Origin of the sequence: Streptomyces albipurpureus (assembly GCF_023701525.1) — a bacterium.
In the GTDB taxonomy this organism is placed as follows: domain Bacteria; phylum Actinomycetota; class Actinomycetes; order Streptomycetales; family Streptomycetaceae; genus Streptomyces; species Streptomyces albipurpureus.
This window is the reverse complement of the sequence record NZ_JAMQAW010000038.1, coordinates 1-20,619: the sequence shown is the minus strand read 5'-3', so window position 1 is coordinate 20,619 and position 20,619 is coordinate 1. Positions and strand designations below refer to the sequence as shown.

The window sequence follows — 20,619 nt, the reverse complement described above, 5'->3', positions numbered from 1 at the left end:
GTCCAGCGCGGACGGGCGGGGTCGTGCTCGATGGCTGCGGGAGCCGGCCCCGCGCGGTGAGCGGCCAGAACGGCTCCGCGGGAGCGTCCAGTCCTGCTACCGCCGGGTGTCCCCGAGCGCAGTTGAGCGCTAGGAGGCTTCCGGACCCCTTCTGCGCACACCAGCGGCCAGTTCGCCCGCCAGGCCCCGTACGGCGGCCAGTCCCGAGGGGGTGTCCGGCGCGTCGAGGAGCAGCTTGACGAAGGCAGAGCCGACGATCACACCGTCGGCGAAGGCGGCGACCTCCGCGGCCTGGGTGGCGTTGGAGACTCCAAGGCCGACGCAGACCGGCAGCGAGGTGGTCGCACGGGTGCGCTGGACCAGGTCCTGGGCCTGTACGCCCACGGATTCCCGGGTACCGGTGACACCCATCAGCGAGGCCGCGTAGACAAAGCCGGAACCGGCCTCGGTGATCCGTGCGATGCGCGCGTCCTTGCTGCTCGGCGCGACGACGAAGACCGTGGCGAGCTCGTTCTTGTCGGCGTGCTCGCGCCATACGGCGGACTCTTCGACCGGTAGATCCGGCAGGATGCAGCCCGCGCCGCCGGCCTCTGCCAGCTCCGCGGTGAAGCGTTCGACGCCGTACCGGTCGATGGGGTTCCAATAGGTCATCACCAACACCGGCTTACCGGTGGCGGCATGGGCCTCGCGGACCGTGCGCAGTACATCGGCGATTCTGACGCCACCGCGCAGGGCGATGTCGTCGGCGGTCTGGATGATCGGACCGTCGAGTACCGGGTCGCTGTGGGGCAGACCCACCTCCACGATGTCCGCGCCGCCGTCCAGGACCGCCTTGACCGCCTCGATCCCCCCGTCGACGGTCGGGAAACCGGCGGGGAGGTAGGCGATCAGCGCGGCCCGGTCCTCGGACGCGGCCCGGGCGATGGTGTCGCTCAGCAGAGTTCTGGTACCACTCACTTGGCGGCCCCCTTGTCGTACTCGTCGTACAGCCCGAAGTAGCGGGCGGCGGTGTCCATGTCCTTGTCGCCACGGCCGGAGAGGTTGACGATGAGCAGTCCGTCCTTCCCCAGCTCCCGGCCGACCTCCAGCGCACCGGCGAGGGCGTGCGCCGACTCGATCGCCGGGATGATCCCCTCGGTGCGGGAGAGCAGTCGAAGTGACCGCATCGCCTCGTCGTCGGTGACCGCTCGGTACTCAGCGCGGCCGGTGTCCTTGAGATACGAGTGCTCGGGGCCGATGCCCGGGTAGTCGAGTCCCGCGGAGATCGAGTACGGCTCGGTGATCTGCCCCTCGTCGTCCTGGAGGACGTACGACCGCGAACCGTGCAGGATGCCCGGCTCGCCCGCGGTCAGCGTGGCCGCGTGCTCGCCCGTCTCCAGGCCGTGGCCGCCGGGCTCGCAGCCCACGAGCCGTACGGAGGCGTCCGGGATGAAGGCGTGGAAGAGCCCGATCGCGTTGGAGCCGCCGCCGACACAGGCGATGGCCGCGTCCGGGAGGCGGCCCGCGCGCTCCAGGATCTGCCGTCGTGCTTCCACACCGATGACCCGGTGGAAGTCACGGACCATGGCGGGGAAGGGGTGCGGACCCGCGACCGTACCGAACAGGTAGTGGGTGCGATCGACATTGGCGACCCAGTCGCGGAACGCCTCGTTGATGGCGTCCTTGAGGGTCCTGCTGCCCGATTTCACCGGGATGACCTCGGCGCCGAGCATCCGCATCCGGGCGACGTTGAGCGCCTGCCGCTCGGTGTCGACCTCGCCCATGTAGATGGTGCACTCCAGGCCGAACAGGGCGCAGGCGGTGGCGGTGGCGACACCGTGCTGGCCGGCACCGGTCTCGGCGATGACCCGGGTCTTGCCCATCCGGCGGGTGAGCAGTGCCTGCCCCAGCACGTTGTTGATCTTGTGGGAGCCGGTGTGGTTGAGGTCTTCCCGCTTGAGGAAGACCCGGGCGCCGCCGGCGTGCTCCGCGAACCGAGGGACCTCGGTCAGGGCACTGGGGCGTCCGGTGTAGTTGACCAGGAGGTCGTCGAGTTCAGCGGCGAAGGCCGGGTCGGCCTTGGCCTTGTCGTACTCGACGGCGACCTCGTCGACCGCGGCGACGAGCGCCTCGGGGATGAACTTGCCACCGAAGGCACCGAAGTAGCCCGCGGCGCTCGGAACCTGACCCTCGGGGTCTGGAATGAAGAAGTCAGAAGACATCCGACGTACTCCTCAGCAGGGGCGCAAGCCCCTGAAGTCTGGTGTTCACAGGACACGTTGTTGCGCACTGAGCGGATCGCTTGGTCCCGCTGTGCGCACGGTGCCGGCCGGTCCACAGGAGACCGGCCGGGATGGCTGGCCGGACCGTCGGCAGGCGTACGGGCAGGCGCCCGAAGGGCCCCACGCACAGCCCGCGACCGACCGTCATGGTCGACACCCCTGCCCTCGTCACCCCGCTCACCGGCTAGGGCGAACGTCCGGCCCGACCGCCCAGGAGGTTCTGCGCGGCCAGTGGCCCAAGGCACCAGCGAAGTGAGGACCCTCCCGTGCGCCGCTCGCACAGCGCACGGGCCATATCGCACAGCGGGTCAGCGACCCATGGCGTCGGGGTCTCGACGGCGAGCGGAGCGCCGGGCTGAAGGTTCGGCGGAACCGACGTCAGCGGTGCGCGTCCCGGGTGCGCCATCGCATCCCGTTGACCTGGCCGGGCTCGGAGCCGATGACATACCGCACCCGACGGCCGTGCACCCGGCGCGCCGGCGCGCGGCAGCCGCGAGGGCGGCAGCCGCGGGCCAGTCGTGCGTAGGCGTCAGCGCCGGTCAGGGGCGCCTGGCGAGGGGTGTCGGTGGTCATGGCGGCGGGGATCAGCTCCGTCCGTGCCGCAGCGCGGGGTGAGCCCCGGCAGCGACCAGATCGGCGACGGCGGTCCGCGGGTCACGGCCGGTGACCAGGGACTCGCCGACGAGCACCGCGTCGGCGCCCGCGTTGGCGTAGGCGATCAGATCGTGCGGACCACGCACTCCGGACTCGGCGATCTTCACGATATGCGCGGGGATGTCGTCCGCGACCCGCTCGAAAGTGGAGCGGTCGACCTTCAGTGTCTTCAGATCGCGGGCGTTCACCCCGATGATCTTCGCGCCCGCTTCCACCGCGCGCTCGACCTCGTCCTCGTCATGGACCTCGACGAGGGGGGTGAGCCCGATCGACTCGGCGCGCTCGATCAGCGAGACCAGGGCCTCCTGCTCCAGCGCGGCCACGATCAGCAGGGCGAGATCAGCGCCATAGGCACGGGCTTCCCACAGCTGGTAGGCCGTGACGATGAAGTCCTTGCGCAGTACGGGGATGTCGACCCGGGCCCGGACCGCCTCCAGATCGGCGAGCGAGCCGCCGAAGCGGCGCTCCTCGGTCAGTACGGAGATGACGGCCGCGCCACCGGCCTCGTAGTCCGCGGCGAGTGCCGCCGGGTCGGCGATCGCGGCCAGCGCGCCCTTGGAGGGGCTGGAGCGCTTGACCTCGCAGATGACCTGGACGCCCTCGCCGCGGAGCGCTGCGACACCGTCCTTGGCGGCGGGAGCCTTGGCCGCGCGCTCTTTGAGCTCGTCGAGGCTGACGCGCGCCTGCCGCTCCGCGAGGTCGGCGCGTACGCCTTCGATGATCTCGTCGAGCACACTCACCCGAGCGGCCCCCTTCCGGGACTTTGATGGTCATGGATCAGCCATGTCGATGATATCCGCAGGACGCCCTCCGGCTCGCATCCGGGCGCCGCCTGTCCCACTGGCTGGGACTCGGTAGGCCGTCCCACCAGGGCGAAGGCATGTTCGGTCACGGCGCGAGAGCAGAACCGACCGGAAGGTTTCGAAATACCGAGAAGATCAGTACGGCGGCACCGATCGACCACCACCACACGGGCCGCAGGGAGAACCTCACCGGTCGTGCCCGTACGGCGTGAATCAGCCATACCGTCCATACGATCGCGAAGACGAAGTAGCCCACCACGGCCACCGCGTTGGCCCCCAGGGCGGCCGGCAGATCGCCGTGGATGAAGGCGTGGGCACTGCGCAGCCCACCGCAGCCGGGGCAGAACACACCGGAGACGCTGAGCAGCGGGCAGACCGGGTAGTGGCCGGGCTCATGGGGATCGACCGTGCCCACGTAGGCGAAGGCGGCGGCGACGGCGGTGATCGTGCCCAGGGGGGCGGCCAGCCGACGGGTGAGGGGAGCCCGCGGCCCGGGGGTGATGGATGAGGTCATGGCGTCCACCCCGTGATTCTCTCCCTTGGCACCGAAGGGCGCAGCCAGGTGACGGCCGCTCGCCCTCTCGTGTCTGCCCTGGTGTCTGCCCTGAATGTCTGGGACCGGGGCTTCCTCCCCCGGTCTCGACGGGCCGAAGGCCCTGCGGTGATCTCTGGTGCTGGCGATCGGGGCAGGGCCTTGACTTCCCGGGGTGTTACCGGGCCACGGACTGCGCGCTGGCGGGCTGCGACTTGGCATGGATCACCGAAGTGGCGCGCTCGCGGGCGGCCAGCTGATCAGCGGACTTCTTGGGCATGCCGAGACCGGCGGCCTTCATCGCTCCGCCGACGACTCCGCCGAGACCGACGATCGCCAGGCCGCCCCAGAAGCCGAGGGGGTTGGCCGCGACCATGAAGACGCCGGAAACGCAGAAACCGAAGAAGGCGATGCAGACACCGGTCCAGGCGGCCGGGGTGTGTCCGTGGGCGCTGCCCGACATGAGTTACTCCTCGTTGCTGATGCTCTGGGCTGAGTGCCTCGGCCATACCCACGCTGAGCTGGTGCTCTATGGGTGAGCCGGACGCTCGTCTCTCATTGTCCCGTACGCCGTGCGAAGCCGAGCCGGGGGGTCACCCGTCTGTGGTGGGGTCCTCGCCGCGGTCCAGCGCCTTCCACAGTTCCTCGGGCCGCTCGGGTGCGGCGGCGCGCGGCTTACGGTCCCGGGGGGAGGCCTCCCGCTCGTACCGACCCGACATGGACGGCCAGGAACGGCCGTATCGCAGGGCGAGAAGACCGGCGAGAAGGATCAGCACACCGGCCGCCGCGGTCACGAACGGCCAGGCGGTGTGGGTGAGGGCATCGATGGTGGCCGAGGTGTTGCCGCTGGTCCTGGCGGCCTGCTGGTCGAGGGCGGCGCTGTCGTAGGCGCCGCGGAAGGCGGCGACGGCGGCGCCGGCGCCGCTCAGGGCGAGCAGCGCGGATACGAGCATGCGGCCCGCCCTGCGTACGGCGAAGACGGCGACGAGCGCGGCCAGGCCGACGATGGCGAGGGCGGTGGGCACACCGGTGACATCGCGGCCCTCGGCGTCCAGTGCCAGGGTGCCGCCGCCGACGTCGGCCGTGCCCTCGGCCCAGGTCTGGCCGGAGGTGAGCAGGATGACGGCGGCGCCGACGGCGCCGAGCAGGAGGGCGACGACCAGGCTGCGGCGCCCGATGTCCGAGGCGGAGGACGGAGCGGCGGACTGGGCGCGGGGCTGGGGTACGGGGACAGCACTCACATACCCCACTATCCCTTATGCCCCGCCGGTTCAGTCGGCCGGTGGTCCTCCGCCCGTCTCAGCGGCGTTCGGTCCGTGCTGTTCGGCCTGGTCGGGCTGCTGGGACTAGCGTGGACCGCTCTCGCTGCTCATGCGGTTGGCGGTGTGGACCGCGCGGAGTACGGCGGCCGCCTTGTTGCGGCATTCGGTGTCCTCGGCGACCGGGTCGGAGTCGGCCACAACACCGGCTCCGGCCTGCACATACGCCGTGCCGTCCCGGAGCAGGGCGGTACGGATGGCGATCGCGGTGTCAGAGTCGCCGGCGAAGTCGAGATAGCCGACACAGCCGCCGTAGAGGCCGCGCCGGGACGGCTCAAGCTCGTCGATGATCTGCATGGCGCGGGGCTTGGGCGCGCCGGACAGGGTGCCCGCGGGGAAGCAGGCGGTGAGCACATCGAACGCGGTGTTCCCGGCGGCGACCTTGCCGGTCACCGTCGAGACGATGTGCATGACATGGGAGTACCGCTCGATGGACATGAAGTCGACGACCTCGACACTGCCCGGTTCGCTGACCCGGCCCAGGTCGTTGCGGCCGAGGTCCACGAGCATCAGATGCTCGGCGCGCTCCTTGGGGTCGGCGAGCAACTCGTCGGCGAGCGCCTGGTCCTCCTGCGGGGTGGCGCCGCGCGGCCTGGTGCCGGCGATGGGGTGCAGCAGAGCGCGCCCGTCCTCGACCTTGACCAGGGCTTCCGGGCTGGAGCCGACGACATCGAACCCCTCGAACCGGATCAGGTACATGTACGGGCTCGGATTGGTGGCGCGCAGCACCCGGTAGACATCGAGCGCGCTGGCCGTACAGGGCGTCTCAAACCGCTGTGAGGGCACCACCTGGAAGGCTTCGCCGGCCCTGATGCGCTCTTTGATGTCCTCGACGGCGTCCTGGTAGTCCTTGCCGCCCCATTCCGCGGTGAAGGTGGGCAGCTCGGACGGCGGTAGCGCGGCGGGGGCGGAGGCGAGCGGGCGGGAGAGGTCGCGTTCCATGGCGTCGAGTCGGGCCACGGCGTCCGTGTACGCCTTGTCGACCCCGCTGTCGAGGTCATTGTGGTTGATCGCGTTGGCGATCAGCAGGACCGTGCCGTCCCAGTGGTCCAGCACCGCGAGGTCCGAGGTGAGCAGCATGGTCAGCTCGGGAAGTCTGAGGTCGTCGCGCTCGCCGGGGCCGATCTTCTCCAGCCGGCGGACGATGTCGTAGCCGAGGTAACCCACCATGCCCCCGGTGAAGGGCGGCATCCCAGCGGAGAGGTCGTGCGGGGTGTGCAGCGTCTCGACGGTGACCCGCAGGGCGGCCAGCGGGTCCCCGTCGAGGGGGACGCCGACGGGAGGGGTGCCGAGCCAGTGGGCCTTGCCGTCGCGTTCGGTGAGGGTTGCCGCGCTGCGTACGCCGACGAAGGAGTACCGGGACCATGAGCGGCCGTTCTCGGCGGACTCCAGGAGGAAGGTCCCGGGCCGCTCGGCGGCGAGCTTGCGGTAGAGCCCGACCGGGGTGTCACCATCGGCGAGGAGGCGACGGCTGACGGGGATGACACGGCGGTCGGCGGCGAGCTTGCGGAAGGTCTCCAGATCCATGGCGCCCGACCCTACTCGCCGAGCGGGAGCGCGCCCGCGTCGAAGCAGGTGCGGTCCCCGGTGTGACATGCGGCACCCACCTGGTCGACCTTGACCAGGACGGTGTCGGCGTCGCAGTCGAGGGCGACGGACTTGACGTGCTGGACGTGCCCGGAGGTGTCGCCCTTGACCCAGTACTCCTGGCGACTGCGCGACCAGTAGGTGCCACGGCCGGTGGTGAGGGTGCGGTGGAGGGCCTCGTCGTCCATCCACCCGAGCATCAGCACCTCGCCGGTGTCGTACTGCTGGGCGATGGCGGGGATGAGCCCGTCGGCGCTGCGCTTGAGGCGGGCGGCGATGGCTGGATCAAGGGGGCTGGCGGGGACACTGCTGGTCATGAGGCCCATTGTGCCGCGTGTCGAGGGTGAAACGGGCTGGTGTCCACTGAGCGGACCTGGCGCGGCCGCCGTACCCTGGCAGTCATGTCCACCCATGCGAAGCGTGAACGACTCCTCCTCGCCGATCTGTTGGAGACGGCTGGTCCGGATGCCCGAACCCTCTGCGGTGACTGGACGGCCAGGGACCTGGCGGCCCATGTGGTCGTGCGGGAGCGCCGGGCGGACGCGGCCGGCGGAATCCTGTTGTCCGTACTCAAGCCGCGGCTGGAGCGGGTGCAGTCGGAGTTCGCGGCGAAACCCTACGAAGAGCTGATCCAGCTGATCCGTACGGGACCGCCGAAGATGTCACCGTATGCGATCAAGCAAGTGGAGGAAGCGGCGAACACGGTCGAGTTCTTCGTCCACGCCGAGGACGTCCGCCGGGCGCAGCCCGACTGGACCCCGCGCCCGCTGGACCGGGTCTTCGAGGACGCGCTGTGGGCGCGGCTGGAGAAGGCGGCGAAGCTGCTGGGGCGCAAGGCGCCTACGGGCCTGGTGCTGCGCCGGCCGAACGGCCAGACGACGGTGGCCCGCCGGGGCGCCCCGGTGGTCACGGTGACCGGTGAGCCGGGTGAGCTCACCCTGTTCGCGTTCGGTCGCCAGGAGGTGGCCCAGGTGGAGCTGGAGGGCGACAAGGACGCGATCGCTCGGATTCGCACGGCGCCACTGGGTCTTTCGGGGGCGTAGAACGGCCCTGAGGCGCCCTACGGCGTGGCACCGGGTGGCCACTCTTTCCGGTGGCCACCCGGAAGGGCGCCGAGAACGCCCTCACCAGCGCACTGGAAGCCTCCGTACCCCTCTGATGAGCATGCCCGTCATCCAGGGCAGGCTGGATTCCTCGGCGTCCAGCGCCAGGTCCGGGCAGCGTTCAAGGAGGGTGCGCAGGGCGATGCGGCCCTCCATGCGGGCCAGCGGTGCGCCCAGGCAGTAGTGGAGGCCGTGTCCGAAGGCGATGTGACCGTGGGCATCCCGGCGAATGTCAAAGCGGTCCGGCTCCTTGAAGCGCGCCGGGTCGCGGTCCGCGTCCGCCATGGCGATCAGTACGGGCGAGCCCGCGGGGATGGTCACCCCGCCCATCTCGACATCGGCCAGGGCCAGCCGGGGGGTGCAGGTCTCCACCGGACCGTCGTAGCGCAGCATCTCCTCGATCGCTCCGTCGAGCCGGAGATCGAAGTCGGCGCGCAGGTCCGCGAGTTGGTCCGGGTGGTTGAACAACGCCCGCAGACCGTTGCCGATCAGGTTGACCGTGGTCTCATGGCCGGCGATGAGCAGCAGTACGCACATCCCGATCAGCTCGCTGGGCGACAGCCGGTCTCCGCCCTCATCGACCGTGTGGATCAGCGCACTGAGCAGATCATCGCCTGAGTTCTCCCGCCTGGCCGCGATCAGTTCGCTGAGATAGGCGGTGGCCTCCGTGTAGGCACGGACCTCGTTCTGCTCATTGCTGGGCGCGACCATCTCATTGGACCAGCGCCGGAAGGCGTCCCGATCCAGCTCGGGCACTCCCAGCAGTTCGCAGATGACCGTCATGGGCAGCGGAAAGGCGAAGGAGGCGATCAGATCGGCTCGTCGTGCCCCGTCGGCCAGCATGGCGTCAAGGAGCTCATCGGTCAGCTGCTTGACCCGGGGGGCGAGCGAGGCGATGCGCCGGGGGGTGAACTCCCGGGCCACCAGCCGCCGCAGTCTGGTGTGATCGGGCGGGTCCGACATGAGCATATGGGAGAGGGCCGAGTGATCCCCATCGGTGTGGACGATCTCGCCGACGTCTCCGGACCTCAGCCAGTCACGGCTCAGCCGAGGGTCGGTGAACGCGGTACGGCATGCCTCATGTCCGACGATCAGCCATTTCTCCTCGCCGTCTGCGTCACGCACCCGGTGGACGGGGCCTTCGGCGCGGAGTCGGGCGTAGACGGGGTAGGGATCGCGGACGAAGTCCGGGCTGAGCTGTAAGAGATCGACGATGGGCCGGGTCGACATGGTGTGCCCCCTGTTGAGCATGTGGGTGGTACACGCACGCTAACCCGGCCCATGGCCCGGATGGATGGTGATTTTCGGCTGTTCGACCGCTCGGTCAGCGCACCGGGTGCCCGGAGAGCCGCAGGGCTTCCTTGACCTCGGAGATCCGTAGATCGCCGAAGTGGAAGACGGATGCCGCGAGGACCGCGTCCGCGCCGGCCTCGATCGCCGGCGCGAAGTCCGCCAGCCGGCCGGCGCCCCCACTGGCGATCACGGGCACGGTGACGTGTCGGCGCACCGCCGCGATCATCTCGGTGTCGTAGCCGTCCTTGGTGCCGTCGGCGTCCATGGAGTTGAGCAGGATCTCCCCCGCGCCGAGTTCCGCGGCCCGGTGCGCCCACTCGACCGCGTCGATACCGGTGCCCCGGCGGCCGCCGTGGGTGGTGACCTCGAACGAACCCGATGGCGTACGCCGGGCGTCGACGGAGAGCACCAGGACCTGGCGGCCGAAGCGTTCGGCGATCTCCTGGATCAGTTCGGGGCGGGCGATGGCCGCCGTGTTGACGCCGACCTTGTCAGCGCCCGCGCGCAGCAGTTTGTCGACATCGTCGGCCGCGCGGACCCCGCCGCCGACCGTGAGCGGGATGAAGACCTGCTCGGCGGTGCGGCGGACCACGTCGTACGTCGTCTCGCGGTTTCCCGATGACGCGGTGATATCGAGGAAGGTGAGCTCATCGGCGCCCTCGGCGTCGTACAGCTTGGCCATCTCCACCGGATCACCGGCGTCCCGGAGGTTCTGGAAGTTGACGCCCTTGACGACCCGGCCGTTGTCGACGTCAAGGCAGGGGATGACTCTGACGGCCAGCGTCATGCGCTCTTCCCCGCCTCTCGGTTGTGTTGGCGGTACGCCTCGACCTCGACCTCGACGACCAGGCGCGGGTCCACCAACCCGGCGACGACGACCATGGTGGCCGCGGGACGCACCGCGTCGAAGAGTTCCTTGTGCGCACGGCCGATGTCCTCGATGTCCCGTGCGTGGGTGATGTACATCCGGGTCCGTACGACGTCCTGCGGGCCGAGGTCCAGGCGCTTCAGCGCGTCAAAGGCGGCCTGGAAGGCGTTCACCGTCTGCTCATAGGGGGCGCCGTCGGCGATGGCGCCGTCCACCACGGAAGTGCAGCCGGCGACGAGGACCAGCCCATGGGGCAGTTCGACCGCACGGGAGTAGCCGAACCGCTCCTCCCAGGGCGCGCCGGTGGTGACCCGTCGTACCTCGCTCATGCGGACACCGCCGCGAGCGCCTCCTCCAGCGTGAACGCCTTCGCGTACAGCGCCTTGCCGACGATCGCGCCTTCGACTCCCTCGGGGACGAGCGAGGAGATGGCCCGCAGATCGTCCAGCGAGGAGACTCCGCCGGAGGCGACGACCGGGCGGTCCGTCTTGGCGCAGACACTGCGCAGCAGCTCCAGGTTGGGGCCCTGGAGGGTGCCGTCCTTGGCGATGTCGGTGACGACGTAGCGGGCGCAGCCCTCGGCGTCGAGGCGGGCGAGCGTCTCGTAGAGGTCTCCGCCGTCGCGGGTCCAGCCGCGACCGCGCAGGGTGGTGCCGCGTACGTCCAGACCGACGGCGATCTTGTCACCGTGCTGAGCGATGATCTTGGCGACCCATTCGGGCGTCTCCAGGGCCGCCGTGCCCAGGTTGACCCGGGTGCAGCCGGTGGCGAGGGCTGCGGCGAGGGAGGCGTCGTCGCGGATGCCGCCGGACAGCTCCACCTTGATGTCCATCGCGCCGGTCACCTCGGCGATGAGCTCACGGTTGTCCCCGGTGCCGAAGGCGGCGTCGAGGTCTACCAGGTGCAGCCACTCGGCGCCGGCGCGCTGCCAGGCGAGTGCGGCTTCCAGCGGGGAGCCGTAGGACGTCTCCGTACCGGACTCACCGTGTACGAGGCGGACGGCCTGGCCGTCACGGACGTCAACCGCGGGCAGGAGTTCAAGCTTCGGCATTACAGCGTCTCAATCCAGTTGGTCAGCAGCTGGGCCCCGGCGTCGCCGGACTTCTCGGGGTGGAACTGGGTGGCCCACAGAGCGCCGTTCTCCACGGCGGCGACAAAGCGCTCGCCGTGGGTCGCCCAGGTGACCTGGGGTGCGCGGATGGCGGGGTTGGTGATCTCCAGCTCCCAGTCGTGCACGGCGTACGAGTGCACGAAGTAGAAACGGGCGTCAGCGTCGAGACCGGCGAACAGCTGACTGTCCGGTGCCGTCTCGACGGTGTTCCAGCCCATGTGCGGAACGATGGGTGCCTTGAGCGGCCCGACCGTGCCCGGCCACTCGTCGAGCCCTTCGGTCTGGACTCCGTGCTCGATGCCGCGGGCGAACAGGATCTGCATTCCCACGCAGATGCCCATCACCGGGCGGCCGCCGGAGAGCCTGCGGCCGATGATCCACTCACCGCGTGCCGCCCGCAGTCCGTCCATACAGGCGGAGAACGCTCCGACGCCGGGCACCAGCAGCCCGTCCGCGTTCATGGCCGCGTCGAAGTCCCGGGTTATCTCCACGTCGGCGCCGACGCGGGCCAGCGCCCGCTCGGCGGAGCGGACATTGCCGAATCCGTAGTCGAAGACGACGACTTTCCTGGCGGCGCTCATGACCACACGTCCAGTCGCAGCACGCCGGCGAGCAGGCACATCATCGACGCGATGCCGAGCAGCACGATCACTCCGCGCGGCATGCCCTGCTTCTTGAAGGAGTACATACCGCCGAGGAGGAACATGCCCACGACGATCAGGATGGTCGAGAGGCCGCTCACAGCGCGCCCTTCGTGGAGGGGAGGATGCCGGCGGCGCGCGGGTCGCGCTCGCTGGCGTAGCGCAGCGCGCGGGCCAGCGCCTTGAACTGGCACTCCACGATGTGGTGGGCGTTGCGGCCGTAGGGGACGTGGATGTGCAGCGCGATCTGGGCCTGGGCGACGAAGGACTCGAAGATGTGCCGGGTCATCGTCGTGTCGTAGGCGCCGATCATCGGAGCCATGTTCTCCGGCTCGGTGTGCACCAGATAGGGGCGGCCCGAGAGGTCCACGGTGACCTGGGCGAGGGACTCGTCCAGCGGCACGGTGCAGTTGCCGAAGCGGTAGATGCCGACCTTGTCACCGAGGGCCTGCCTGAAGGCGCCGCCGAGGGCGAGGGCGGTGTCCTCGATGGTGTGGTGGGTGTCGATGTGGAGGTCGCCCTCGGTCTTCACGGTGAGGTCGAAGAGACCGTGCCGGCCGAGTTGGTCCAGCATGTGGTCAAAGAAACCGACCCCGGTCGACACATCGACCTGCCCGGTGCCGTCGAGGTCGATCTCGACGACGACGGAGGTCTCCTTCGTGGCCCTTTCGACCCGTCCTACGCGGCTCATGCGCTCTGCTCCTTCATCAACTCACGGACCGCGTCCAGGAACGCGTCGTTCTCTACCGGGGTGCCTGCGGTGACCCGCAGCCAGCCCGGCACTCCGTTGTCCCGGACCAGCACGCCACGGTCGAGGATCTTCTGCCATGCCTCATGGGTGTCGGTGAACCGTCCGAACTGAACGAAGTTCGCGTCGGATTCGGTCACCTCACAGCCGATCGCCCGCAGCTCGATGACCAGGCGGTCCCGCTCGGTCTTCAGCTGCTCGACGTACCCCAGCAGCGTATCGGTGTGCTCCAGCGCGGCGAGCGCGGTGGCCTGGGTGACGGCGGAGAGGTGGTACGGCAGCCGTACCAGCTGTACGGCGTCGACCACGGCGGGATCGGCCGCGAGATAGCCAAGGCGCAGTCCGGCGGCGCCGAACGCCTTGGACATCGTGCGGGAGACCACCAGGTTCGGCCGGCCCTCGATCAGCGCCAGCAGCGAGGGCCGGTGGCTGAACTCCACATAGGCCTCGTCCACCACCACCAGGGAAGGCCTGGCGGCCTGGGCGGCCGTGTACAGCGCGAGGACGGTGTCGGCGTCGACCGCGGTGCCCGTGGGGTTGTTGGGCGAGGTGATGAAGACAACATCGGGCCGGTGCTCGGCGATGGCACGGCCGGCGGCGGTCAGATCGATGGTGAAGTCATCGTTGCGCGGTCCGGAGATCCAGCTGGTGCCGGTACCCCGGGAGATCAACGCGTGCATCGAGTACGAGGGCTCAAAGCCGATGGCCGTGCGCCCGGGGCCGCCGAAGGTCTGGAGCAACTGCTGGATGACCTCGTTGGAACCGTTGGCGGCCCAGACGTTCGCCGTGCCCACGGTGTGCCCGGTGGTGCGGGTGAGATAGCCGGCGAGCTCGGTGCGCAGCTCGATGGCGTCCCGGTCGGGGTAGCGGTTGAGACCGCGCGCCGCCTCGCGTACCCGCTCGGCGATCCGCTCGACCAGGGGTTCGGGCAGCGGATAGGGGTTCTCATTGGTGTTCAGCTGGACGGGTACGTCCAGCTGCGGGGCGCCGTACGGGGACTTGCCGCGCAGCTCGTCACGGATGGGGAGATCGTCGATGTTCACGCGGCCGGTCCTTCTCTCGCCTACCTGTGGTGCTTGTCCTGCCGGAGTGCGGACGCTGAGCCGGTCGGCAGCACTGCCGCTCACTGGCCCGGCACCTTCCAGCCGAAGCGCGCCTTCACCGCGGCGCCGTGCGCGGGCAGGTCCTCGGCCTCCGCGAGCGTGACCACGTGATGGGTGACATCGGCGAGGGCCTCGCGGCTGTAGTCGACGATGTGGATGCCGCGCAGGAAGGACTGGACGGAGAGACCGGAGGAGTGGCAGGCGCAGCCACCGGTCGGCAGGACGTGGTTGGAACCCGCGCAGTAGTCGCCGAGGGAGACCGGTGACCAGGGGCCGACGAAGATCGCTCCCGCGTTGCGCACCCGGGCGGCCACGGCACCGGCGTCCGCGGTCTGGATCTCCAGGTGTTCCGCGCCGTAGGCGTCGACGACCCGCAGTCCCTCGTCGATGCCGTCGACGAGGACGATCGCGGACTGCCGGCCGGTCAGGGCGGGCACGATCCGGTCCTCGACATGCCGGGTGGCGGCGATCTGCGGCTCCAGTTCCTTGTCGACCGCGTCCGCGAGCCGCACGGAATCGGTGACCAGGACCGCGGCGGCCAGCGGGTCGTGCTCGGCCTGGCTGATCAGGTCTGCCGCGACATGTACGGGGTCGGCGGTGGAGTCGGCGAGAACCGCGATCTCGGTCGGACCGGCCTCGGTGTCGATCCCGATACGGCCGGTGAAGTAGCGCTTGGCCGCGGCGACCCAGATATTGCCCGGCCCGGTGACCATGTTCGCGGGCGGGCAGCCATCGGGGCCGTCCGTGCCGTACGCGAACATCGCCACCGCCTGGGCTCCGCCCACCGCGTACACCTCGTCGACGCCGAGGAGGGCACAGGCGGCCAGGATCGTCGGGTGCGGAAGCCCGCCGTGCTCCTTCTGGGGCGGGGAGGCGAGCGCGATGGAGGTGACGCCCGCTTCCTGTGCCGGCACCGCGTTCATGATCACGGAGGAGGGGTACACGGAGCGCCCGCCGGGTGCGTACAGCCCGACGCGCTCAACCGGAACCCACTTCTCGGTCACCGTGCCGCCAGGGACCACCTGCGTGGTGTGCTCGGCTCGGCGCTGGGCGCGGTGCACGATCCTGGCGCGCCGGATGGACTCCTCCAGGGCGGCCCTGACCTCGGGCTCAAGGCCTTCGAGGGCCGTGGCGATGGCTTCGGCCGGCACCCGGACGCGCTCCAGGGTGACTCCGTCGAACCTCTCCGCGTACTCGATCAGTGCCGCTGTGCCGCGATGGCGCACGTCCTCGCAGATGGGCCGCACCTTCTCCAGGGCGGCTTCCACGTCGAACTCGGCACGGGGCAGCAGGTCGCGCAGGGCAGCACCCTCGGGGAGGGCATCGCCGCGCAGATCGATTCGGGAGATCACAGCGTCAATTCTCGCAGACCCGATTCGGCTGCTGTTCCGCGTATCACTGGCTGATACGCAACACAGACCACCCACGAGTGATCAATGACCACTAGCGTTCACTCCGTCACACAGCGGGAAGAACGCCAGTAGGGACCCTCGCGCTCACCACCGCAGAGGCCGCCCCACTCAGCCATGGGGGCCGGGCCGGAGCCGCGTGGACGACCGCACGGAATGCGCACAACTTCAGAGAAGCGGAGGGGGCGGTAGTGACGGAGCCGCTGGACGAAGGCTGCCCGGACGGGTTCACCCTGACCGAGCAGCGCATGTGGAACGCGTTCCGGAGCGGCAGCACCTACGACCTGAGCGATCCCGACCCCCTGCTGAACGATCCCTTCTCGCCGCGCCCCTGGGGGCCCGAGCGCAGTGTTCGCGCCACGATCGTCGCCCGGCTGCTGCTGAGCGGCCCCACCCCCTACCCAGGGCGGGTCGCCGCACTCAAACTGCGCGGGGTGCTGATCACCGGCACCCTCAAGCTCGCCGGCGGCAGCATCGCGCCCTATGTCGAACTGAACGGCTGCCGCTTCGAGAGCGAGATCTGGCTGCCCGAGGCCCACTTCACGACCGTACGGATGGTCGGCTGCGCCATTCCCCGGCTGGAGGCCGCCCGACTGCGCACCGAGGGAGATCTCCATCTGCCGCGTTGCCGGGTGGAGCACGGCATCCGGCTCACCGACGCGCAGATCGGCACCGATCTGCTGATCAACCAGATCCATGTGCGCCCGGACCGCCGAGGCCGGGCGATCACCGCGGACGGGCTCTCCGTCGCACAGGACCTGCAAGCCGAGTTGATCGAGACCTACGGGGAGTTCAGTCTGCGCGGCGCCAAGGTCGGCGTGTCCCTGAGTCTGCGCGGCAGCAGACTGCGGGCCGCGGGCGAGCGCCGAGCACTCAACGCACCGCAGATCAGCGTGGAGCGGACGCTCTATATGACGGGTGCGTGGGTGAGCGAAGCCACCGGCCGCCAGGGCGCTACTCCCCCCTTCGGCATCGGGCTGGGCGGTTCGACCAGTTCGGGCACCACCCGGCTCCAGGCCTTCCAGTGCTACGGAGGGGTACGCCTGGACGACGGTCGTTTCGGGGACGCGGTCGATCTCCACCGGGCCCAGTTCACGCTGAGCCCACGGGAGGAGCTCTCGCTACGCCGGATAGTCACCCCCGAACTGCGCTTCAACGCCGTCCGCCCGGAGGAGGGCCGGGTGGTGCTCAACGGGGCGAAGGTGGTCACCCTGGTCGATCTGGCGGCGAGTTGGCCGGGACCCGGCGGGCTCGCGATGGGGGGCTTCGTCTACGAGAACCTGGTGCCCTACGAGGAGTTCCCGCTCAGCCGACGCCTGGAATGGGTGGCATCGGCGACACCCGAGTACTCACCGGAACCCTATGAACGCCTCGCGACCGTCCTTCGCAACAGCGGGGAGGACGCGGACGCCCGTGAGGTGCTGCTCGCCAAGCAGCGCCGCCGCCGGGAGACCCTGCCGCTGGCCGCGAAACTCTGGGGCTACCTACAGGACTGGACCGTGGCCTACGGCTACCGACCGGGGCGGGCAGCGCTCTGGATGGCGGTGCTCTGGGCGGCGGGGGCACTGGCCTTCGCCCAGGTCGACCCGGAACCGTTCAAACCGGGGGAGCATCCGCACTGGAACGCCCCGCTGTACGCCCTCGATCTCCTGATCCCAGTGATCAACCTGGGGCAGGACGGGTACTGGCGACTCGATGGCCGATGGCAATGGGCGGCGGCCTTCCTGGTGCTCCTGGGGTGGATCCTCGCCACCACGGTGGCGGCGGGGGCATCGAGACTCCTGCGGCGAGGCTGACGACAGCCGGGGCCCTGCCCGCGGGGTATCCGCCTCGAATCACCAGCGACACGCGAGCCGCCCGACCTGCGCGGGGCGCCCGGGGAACGGCCCCGGTGGGCGCCCAGCGGCCTGTCACCGCCCGGCATCAGCGGCCAAAAGGTTTCTTTGCGGTCTCTTGACTTTTCGGGGAACAACCATCCGGCCCCTACCAAAGCTTCACAGGGTGCCTCTGGCGCAGCCTCCGACCTGCGGATTTCAATGGACTGCACCATGTCATTGCTTCGCACCCTGATGCGCACCGCCCGGATGATCCGGCACACGCCGCGGCTCGCTGACGGCTTGCCCATCGACGACGCGGTACTGCTCGACGCACCGGACGACCGGATCGGTCCTGCGCTCGTGGCGGCGGCACTCGGAGAGTGGAGACCAGCCGCCGACCTCTTGGCGGCCACCCGGGCCGCGGCGGAATGGGAGAACCGCGACCGCTATGTGATGCGGCTCGCCACCTTCGCGGACGCGCGCGACGAATGGCTGTCCGCCTGGCTTACCCAGACCCCCCGCGACCCCGACGCCCTCGTCGTCAGGGCGGAACTGGCGGTCCGAAGGGCCTGGCATTCACCGGCGCGCCACGAACGGCTGCGCGAGATCGGCCCTCTGATCGACGCGGCGGCCGACTCCGCGACGAGCGATCCGGTGCCCTGGCGCATCGCGCTGGACCACGCCCGCGGCACCCACGCCGACCACCGCGCGTTCGAGGCCCTGTGGGAGCAGGCGGTGCGACGCTCCTCCCACCACTACGGCTGCCATGTGGCGGCCCTGCGCTATCTCTCCGCCCAGTGGTACGGATCGCACCGAGAGTGCTTCGACTTCGCCGAGCAGGCCGCGGCAGACGCCCTGCCCGGCTCGCTGGTACAGGCGCTTCCGGTACGAGCGGCCTTCGCCTGGCTGGAGAGCGGCGACACCTCCTCGTCCGTATCGCAAGACCGGACGGACACGGCAACGGACCTCGCCATCGCCCTCTCGGCGGGCTATCCGCCGGGCGACCCCTGGCCGGCGGAAGTACGCAATCTCACGGCGTACGTGCTGGTGCGGCGAGGCCGCTGGCAGGAGGCGCTGGACCAGTTCCGACTGATCGGCCCCCACGCCACGTCCTTTCCCTGGAGCCGGATCTCAAGCGACCCCCTCGGCCAGTTCCTGGACATGCGCGACGGCGTACGGATCGAGGTAGCGTCCATGACGCCACTGCGGACCGGCCTCGGTGAGCCCACGGACCATTAGGGTTGGCCAGTGTGACCACCGCAAGTCTCCCGCTCTTCCCGCTCAACTCGGTAGTGTTCCCGGGCCTCGTCCTGCCCCTGAACATCTTCGAGGAGCGCTATCGCGCCATGATGCGCGAACTCCTCAAGATCGATGAATCCGAAACCCGTCGCTTCGCGGTCGTCGCCATCCGCGACGGCCGTGAAGTAGCCACCACATCGCCCGGGATGCCCGACCAGACCGCCGTACCGGAGCGCGGCCCCGCAGCCGGCTTCGGCGACGACCCCATCAAGGTGTTCCACACCGTGGGGTGCATCGTGGACGCGGCAACGATCCGGGAGCGCGAGGACGGCGGGTTCGAAGTCCTCGCCACCGCGACGACCCGCGTCAAACTGCTCTCGATCGACGCCAGCGGCCCCTTCCTCCTGGCCGAGGTGGAGGAGATCCCGGAAGAGGCCGGGGAAGGCGCGGGCGCACTGGCCGAGGGGGTGCTCCGGGCCTTCCTCAAGTACCAGAAGCAACTCGCCGGAGCGCGTGAACGCTCACTCGCCGGCAACGGGGACCTGCCGGACGACCCGACGGTCGTCTCCTACCTCGTCGCGGCGAAGGCCCTGCTGGACACCCCGGCGAAGCAGCGGCTACTCGAAGCACCCAGCGCGGCTGCCCGACTGCGCGAGGAACTCAAGCTCCTGCGCTCCGAGACCGCCATGATCCGGCATCTGCCGTCGCTCCCCGCGATGGAGCTCACCCGACTACCGACCAGCCTCAACTGAAGGGGAACCCCGCTCCATGGCGAAGAAACCCAAGAAGCCCGGCGGCACCCCCGCAACGGTCGCGCTGACGACCGCGGGCGCGGACTTCACCATGCACGCGTACGACCACGACCCGGCCTCACCGTCCTACGGCGAAGAGGCGGCCCAGGCCCTCGGCATAGCACCCAGCCGGATCTTCAAGACCCTGGTAGCCGATGTGGACGGCGAGCTCACCGTGGCCGTGGTCCCGGTGGCGGGCCAGCTGGACCTCAAAGCACTCGCGGCAGCCGTGGGCGGCAAACGGGCAACCATGGCGGACCCCGCGGCGGCGGAGCGCACCACGGGTTATGTACGCGGCGGGATCTCGCCACTGGGCCAGCGAAAGCGGCTACGGACGGTACTGGACGCATCGGCGTCGACGCACCCGACGATCTGTGTGTCGGCAGGCCGCCGAGGGCTTGAGGTGGAGTTGTCACCCTCGACCCTGGCCGCCCTGACCTCAGCGGTACTGGCGCCCATCGGGCGCGCCTAGGGGTGCCTGGGTCTCGCTTGGGGTGGGGGCCTTGTGTCCTCACCTGAAGCGGGGTTCGTCCTCAATCGCCGGACAGGCTGAGGCTGCCCCTGGCGGGGCGGCCTGTGGTGGCGGGGGCTGCCCATGCCCCCGGACCTTGAGCACCCGGGCTGGGCACGCCCGCTCTGGCTGTCCCCACCCGGGGTGAAGGGTTCCGTCCTCAAACGCCGGACAGGCTGAAGTTGCCCCTGCGGGACTGGTGTTGGATGGGGCTGCTTGTGCTTTAGGAGTTGTTCGGTGGGGCCGGTTGGGGTGGGGGTTTTGGGTTTCCTGTCGTGAGGGTCTTGCCCTTTTGGGGTTGGGGGGTGCTATCGGGGGTGACTCCTCAGCGTCGACGGCCCGAAGCGACTCCGTTCCGGCATGCGGGTCTTGCCGTCGATCGCTTCCGGGGACACCCCCCTGCGCGCCCCCACGCCCAGACTTGCTCTCGTTGCCCCTGGGGACCTGTCCGGTGGAGGAACCAGGGGACATCCCTGCGCCCACCTGCCCAGGCTTGGTGTCCCTCGCCCCTGGGTACGTGTCCTGCGGAGCCTGAGGGCGGACGTGCCCAATGCCCGCGGTATCTCCCGCACCCGGCCACGGCGGCAGAGTCCACCTCAACTTCTACCCGCGTCTCCCGGGTAGAAGATCAAAAGACGATGGCAGACCAGTAGTTCAGACTTCTGGCCTCCACCTAGGACGGGTACACGGAATCACACATCCCCTGGGTAGGAACCACGTCCGCGCTCCCGCCAGGGATCAGGCACCAGGAACCTCCCCGGGTTGAGGTTCCCCCGGGATGCGGGGGGTGGTGATAGCAGGTCAGATGGGTTTTATGAGAGGAACCCAG

Annotated in this window: 23 protein-coding genes; 5 read left to right on the top strand and 18 right to left on the bottom strand. The window is 69.8% G+C overall.

From position 1 onward, the window contains the following. Nucleotides 1–129: 129 nt before the first annotated feature. The 9 genes from trpA to hisI all read right to left on the bottom strand — a co-directional run bounded on the left by trpA (nucleotide 130) and on the right by hisI (nucleotide 7,482). On the bottom strand, nucleotides 130–957 hold the full coding sequence (gene trpA / locus NBG84_RS29520) for a tryptophan synthase subunit alpha (protein WP_250922703.1): 828 nt from the start codon (nucleotides 955–957) through the stop codon (nucleotides 130–132). Beyond that, the gene (gene trpB, locus NBG84_RS29515; protein ID WP_250922702.1) at nucleotides 954–2,201 is read right to left on the bottom strand and encodes a tryptophan synthase subunit beta; all 1,248 of its coding nucleotides are present in this window, start codon (nucleotides 2,199–2,201) and stop codon (nucleotides 954–956) included. The genes trpA and trpB overlap by 4 nt, the downstream gene beginning before the upstream one ends. Nucleotides 2,202–2,639: 438 nt before the next feature. Beyond that, nucleotides 2,640–2,834 (bottom strand): tryptophan biosynthesis modulator TrpM, encoded by a 195-nt coding sequence (gene trpM, locus NBG84_RS29510; protein WP_250922701.1) that lies wholly within the window; start codon nucleotides 2,832–2,834, stop codon nucleotides 2,640–2,642. An 11-nt stretch (nucleotides 2,835–2,845) separates the two neighbouring features. Continuing rightward, the gene (trpC, locus tag NBG84_RS29505; RefSeq protein WP_250922700.1) at nucleotides 2,846–3,655 is read right to left on the bottom strand and encodes an indole-3-glycerol phosphate synthase TrpC; all 810 of its coding nucleotides are present in this window, start codon (nucleotides 3,653–3,655) and stop codon (nucleotides 2,846–2,848) included. A gap of 148 nt (nucleotides 3,656–3,803) precedes the next feature. Beyond that, nucleotides 3,804–4,232: a DUF2752 domain-containing protein gene (locus tag NBG84_RS29500; RefSeq protein WP_250922699.1), complete on the bottom strand. Its 429-nt coding sequence runs from the start codon at nucleotides 4,230–4,232 to the stop codon at nucleotides 3,804–3,806. Nucleotides 4,233–4,428: 196 nt separating this feature from the next. After that, on the bottom strand, nucleotides 4,429–4,713 hold the full coding sequence (locus NBG84_RS29495) for an HGxxPAAW family protein (RefSeq protein WP_250922698.1): 285 nt from the start codon (nucleotides 4,711–4,713) through the stop codon (nucleotides 4,429–4,431). A 130-nt stretch (nucleotides 4,714–4,843) separates the two neighbouring features. Continuing rightward, entirely contained in the window at nucleotides 4,844–5,500 is a 657-nt protein-coding gene (locus NBG84_RS29490) for a TIGR02234 family membrane protein (protein WP_250922697.1), read from the bottom strand. A 96-nt stretch (nucleotides 5,501–5,596) separates the two neighbouring features. After that, nucleotides 5,597–7,096: an anthranilate synthase component I gene (locus NBG84_RS29485; RefSeq protein WP_250922696.1), complete on the bottom strand. Its 1,500-nt coding sequence runs from the start codon at nucleotides 7,094–7,096 to the stop codon at nucleotides 5,597–5,599. 11 nt (nucleotides 7,097–7,107) lie between these two features. After that, on the bottom strand, nucleotides 7,108–7,482 hold the full coding sequence (hisI, locus tag NBG84_RS29480) for a phosphoribosyl-AMP cyclohydrolase (RefSeq protein WP_425608725.1): 375 nt from the start codon (nucleotides 7,480–7,482) through the stop codon (nucleotides 7,108–7,110). 75 nt (nucleotides 7,483–7,557) lie between these two features. Here hisI and NBG84_RS29475 point away from each other — a divergent pair, with 75 nt between their 5' ends. Then, nucleotides 7,558–8,199: a TIGR03085 family metal-binding protein gene (locus NBG84_RS29475; RefSeq protein ID WP_250922694.1), complete on the top strand. Its 642-nt coding sequence runs from the start codon at nucleotides 7,558–7,560 to the stop codon at nucleotides 8,197–8,199. A gap of 81 nt (nucleotides 8,200–8,280) precedes the next feature. Here the strand turns inward: NBG84_RS29475 and NBG84_RS29470 are convergent, their stop codons facing one another. From NBG84_RS29470 to hisD, 9 genes are all read right to left on the bottom strand, one after another. After that, nucleotides 8,281–9,489 carry a cytochrome P450 family protein gene (locus NBG84_RS29470; RefSeq protein ID WP_250922693.1) on the bottom strand — a complete coding sequence of 403 codons (1,209 nt, stop codon included), beginning with the start codon at nucleotides 9,487–9,489 and terminating at the stop codon, nucleotides 8,281–8,283. Nucleotides 9,490–9,583: 94 nt separating this feature from the next. Next, nucleotides 9,584–10,339 (bottom strand): imidazole glycerol phosphate synthase subunit HisF, encoded by a 756-nt coding sequence (gene hisF, locus NBG84_RS29465; protein ID WP_250922692.1) that lies wholly within the window; start codon nucleotides 10,337–10,339, stop codon nucleotides 9,584–9,586. Beyond that, complete coding sequence (locus NBG84_RS29460) at nucleotides 10,336–10,749, bottom strand: RidA family protein (RefSeq protein ID WP_250922691.1); 414 nt, start codon at nucleotides 10,747–10,749, stop codon at nucleotides 10,336–10,338. The genes hisF and NBG84_RS29460 overlap by 4 nt, the downstream gene beginning before the upstream one ends. Then, nucleotides 10,746–11,471, bottom strand: a complete 726-nt coding sequence (priA, locus tag NBG84_RS29455) for a bifunctional 1-(5-phosphoribosyl)-5-((5-phosphoribosylamino)methylideneamino)imidazole-4-carboxamide isomerase/phosphoribosylanthranilate isomerase PriA (protein ID WP_250922690.1) — start codon at nucleotides 11,469–11,471, stop codon at nucleotides 10,746–10,748. Before priA ends, NBG84_RS29460 begins: the two co-directional genes overlap by 4 nt. Further along, a complete protein-coding gene (hisH, locus tag NBG84_RS29450) occupies nucleotides 11,471–12,112 on the bottom strand; it encodes an imidazole glycerol phosphate synthase subunit HisH (protein WP_250922689.1) in 642 nt (213 codons plus the stop codon). Before hisH ends, priA begins: the two co-directional genes overlap by 1 nt. Then, nucleotides 12,109–12,273 (bottom strand): hypothetical protein, encoded by a 165-nt coding sequence (locus tag NBG84_RS29445; RefSeq protein ID WP_250922688.1) that lies wholly within the window; start codon nucleotides 12,271–12,273, stop codon nucleotides 12,109–12,111. The genes hisH and NBG84_RS29445 overlap by 4 nt, the downstream gene beginning before the upstream one ends. After that, entirely contained in the window at nucleotides 12,270–12,863 is a 594-nt protein-coding gene (hisB, locus tag NBG84_RS29440) for an imidazoleglycerol-phosphate dehydratase HisB (protein ID WP_250922687.1), read from the bottom strand. Before hisB ends, NBG84_RS29445 begins: the two co-directional genes overlap by 4 nt. Then, the gene (locus NBG84_RS29435; protein WP_250922686.1) at nucleotides 12,860–13,963 is read right to left on the bottom strand and encodes a histidinol-phosphate transaminase; all 1,104 of its coding nucleotides are present in this window, start codon (nucleotides 13,961–13,963) and stop codon (nucleotides 12,860–12,862) included. Before NBG84_RS29435 ends, hisB begins: the two co-directional genes overlap by 4 nt. A gap of 80 nt (nucleotides 13,964–14,043) precedes the next feature. Continuing rightward, nucleotides 14,044–15,375, bottom strand: coding sequence for a histidinol dehydrogenase (gene hisD, locus NBG84_RS29430; RefSeq protein WP_250922685.1), 1,332 nt, complete (start codon nucleotides 15,373–15,375; stop codon nucleotides 14,044–14,046). Nucleotides 15,376–15,623: 248 nt separating this feature from the next. On the opposite strand from hisD, the gene NBG84_RS29425 reads away from it, so the two are divergent. The 4 genes from NBG84_RS29425 to ybaK all read left to right on the top strand — a co-directional run bounded on the left by NBG84_RS29425 (nucleotide 15,624) and on the right by ybaK (nucleotide 19,751). After that, complete coding sequence (locus NBG84_RS29425) at nucleotides 15,624–17,228, top strand: oxidoreductase (protein ID WP_250922684.1); 1,605 nt, start codon at nucleotides 15,624–15,626, stop codon at nucleotides 17,226–17,228. A 240-nt stretch (nucleotides 17,229–17,468) separates the two neighbouring features. Then, a complete protein-coding gene (locus NBG84_RS29420) occupies nucleotides 17,469–18,488 on the top strand; it encodes a hypothetical protein (RefSeq protein ID WP_250922683.1) in 1,020 nt (339 codons plus the stop codon). Nucleotides 18,489–18,499: 11 nt separating this feature from the next. Continuing rightward, the gene (locus NBG84_RS29415) at nucleotides 18,500–19,240 is read left to right on the top strand and encodes an LON peptidase substrate-binding domain-containing protein (protein WP_250922682.1); all 741 of its coding nucleotides are present in this window, start codon (nucleotides 18,500–18,502) and stop codon (nucleotides 19,238–19,240) included. Nucleotides 19,241–19,256: 16 nt separating this feature from the next. After that, on the top strand, nucleotides 19,257–19,751 hold the full coding sequence (ybaK, locus tag NBG84_RS29410; protein ID WP_250922681.1) for a Cys-tRNA(Pro) deacylase: 495 nt from the start codon (nucleotides 19,257–19,259) through the stop codon (nucleotides 19,749–19,751). The last annotated feature ends 868 nt before the right edge of the window (nucleotides 19,752–20,619 follow it).

Excerpts from the sequence above, each read along its gene's own strand:
- trpB (WP_250922702.1), bottom strand. The coding sequence starts at position 2,201 with ATGTCTTCTGACTTCTTCATTCCAGACCCCGAGGGTCAGGTTCCGAGC.
- trpM (WP_250922701.1), bottom strand. The coding sequence starts at position 2,834 with ATGACCACCGACACCCCTCGCCAGGCGCCCCTGACCGGCGCTGACGCC.
- NBG84_RS29500 (WP_250922699.1), bottom strand. The coding sequence starts at position 4,232 with ATGACCTCATCCATCACCCCCGGGCCGCGGGCTCCCCTCACCCGTCGG.
- NBG84_RS29495 (WP_250922698.1), bottom strand. The coding sequence starts at position 4,713 with ATGTCGGGCAGCGCCCACGGACACACCCCGGCCGCCTGGACCGGTGTC.
- NBG84_RS29485 (WP_250922696.1), bottom strand. The coding sequence starts at position 7,096 with ATGGATCTGGAGACCTTCCGCAAGCTCGCCGCCGACCGCCGTGTCATC.
- hisI (WP_425608725.1), bottom strand. The coding sequence starts at position 7,482 with ATGGGCCTCATGACCAGCAGTGTCCCCGCCAGCCCCCTTGATCCAGCC.
- NBG84_RS29475 (WP_250922694.1), top strand. The coding sequence starts at position 7,558 with ATGTCCACCCATGCGAAGCGTGAACGACTCCTCCTCGCCGATCTGTTG.
- NBG84_RS29470 (WP_250922693.1), bottom strand. The coding sequence starts at position 9,489 with ATGTCGACCCGGCCCATCGTCGATCTCTTACAGCTCAGCCCGGACTTC.
- hisF (WP_250922692.1), bottom strand. The coding sequence starts at position 10,339 with ATGACGCTGGCCGTCAGAGTCATCCCCTGCCTTGACGTCGACAACGGC.
- NBG84_RS29460 (WP_250922691.1), bottom strand. The coding sequence starts at position 10,749 with ATGAGCGAGGTACGACGGGTCACCACCGGCGCGCCCTGGGAGGAGCGG.
- priA (WP_250922690.1), bottom strand. The coding sequence starts at position 11,471 with ATGCCGAAGCTTGAACTCCTGCCCGCGGTTGACGTCCGTGACGGCCAG.
- hisH (WP_250922689.1), bottom strand. The coding sequence starts at position 12,112 with ATGAGCGCCGCCAGGAAAGTCGTCGTCTTCGACTACGGATTCGGCAAT.
- hisB (WP_250922687.1), bottom strand. The coding sequence starts at position 12,863 with ATGAGCCGCGTAGGACGGGTCGAAAGGGCCACGAAGGAGACCTCCGTC.
- NBG84_RS29420 (WP_250922683.1), top strand. The coding sequence starts at position 17,469 with ATGGACTGCACCATGTCATTGCTTCGCACCCTGATGCGCACCGCCCGG.
- ybaK (WP_250922681.1), top strand. The coding sequence starts at position 19,257 with ATGGCGAAGAAACCCAAGAAGCCCGGCGGCACCCCCGCAACGGTCGCG.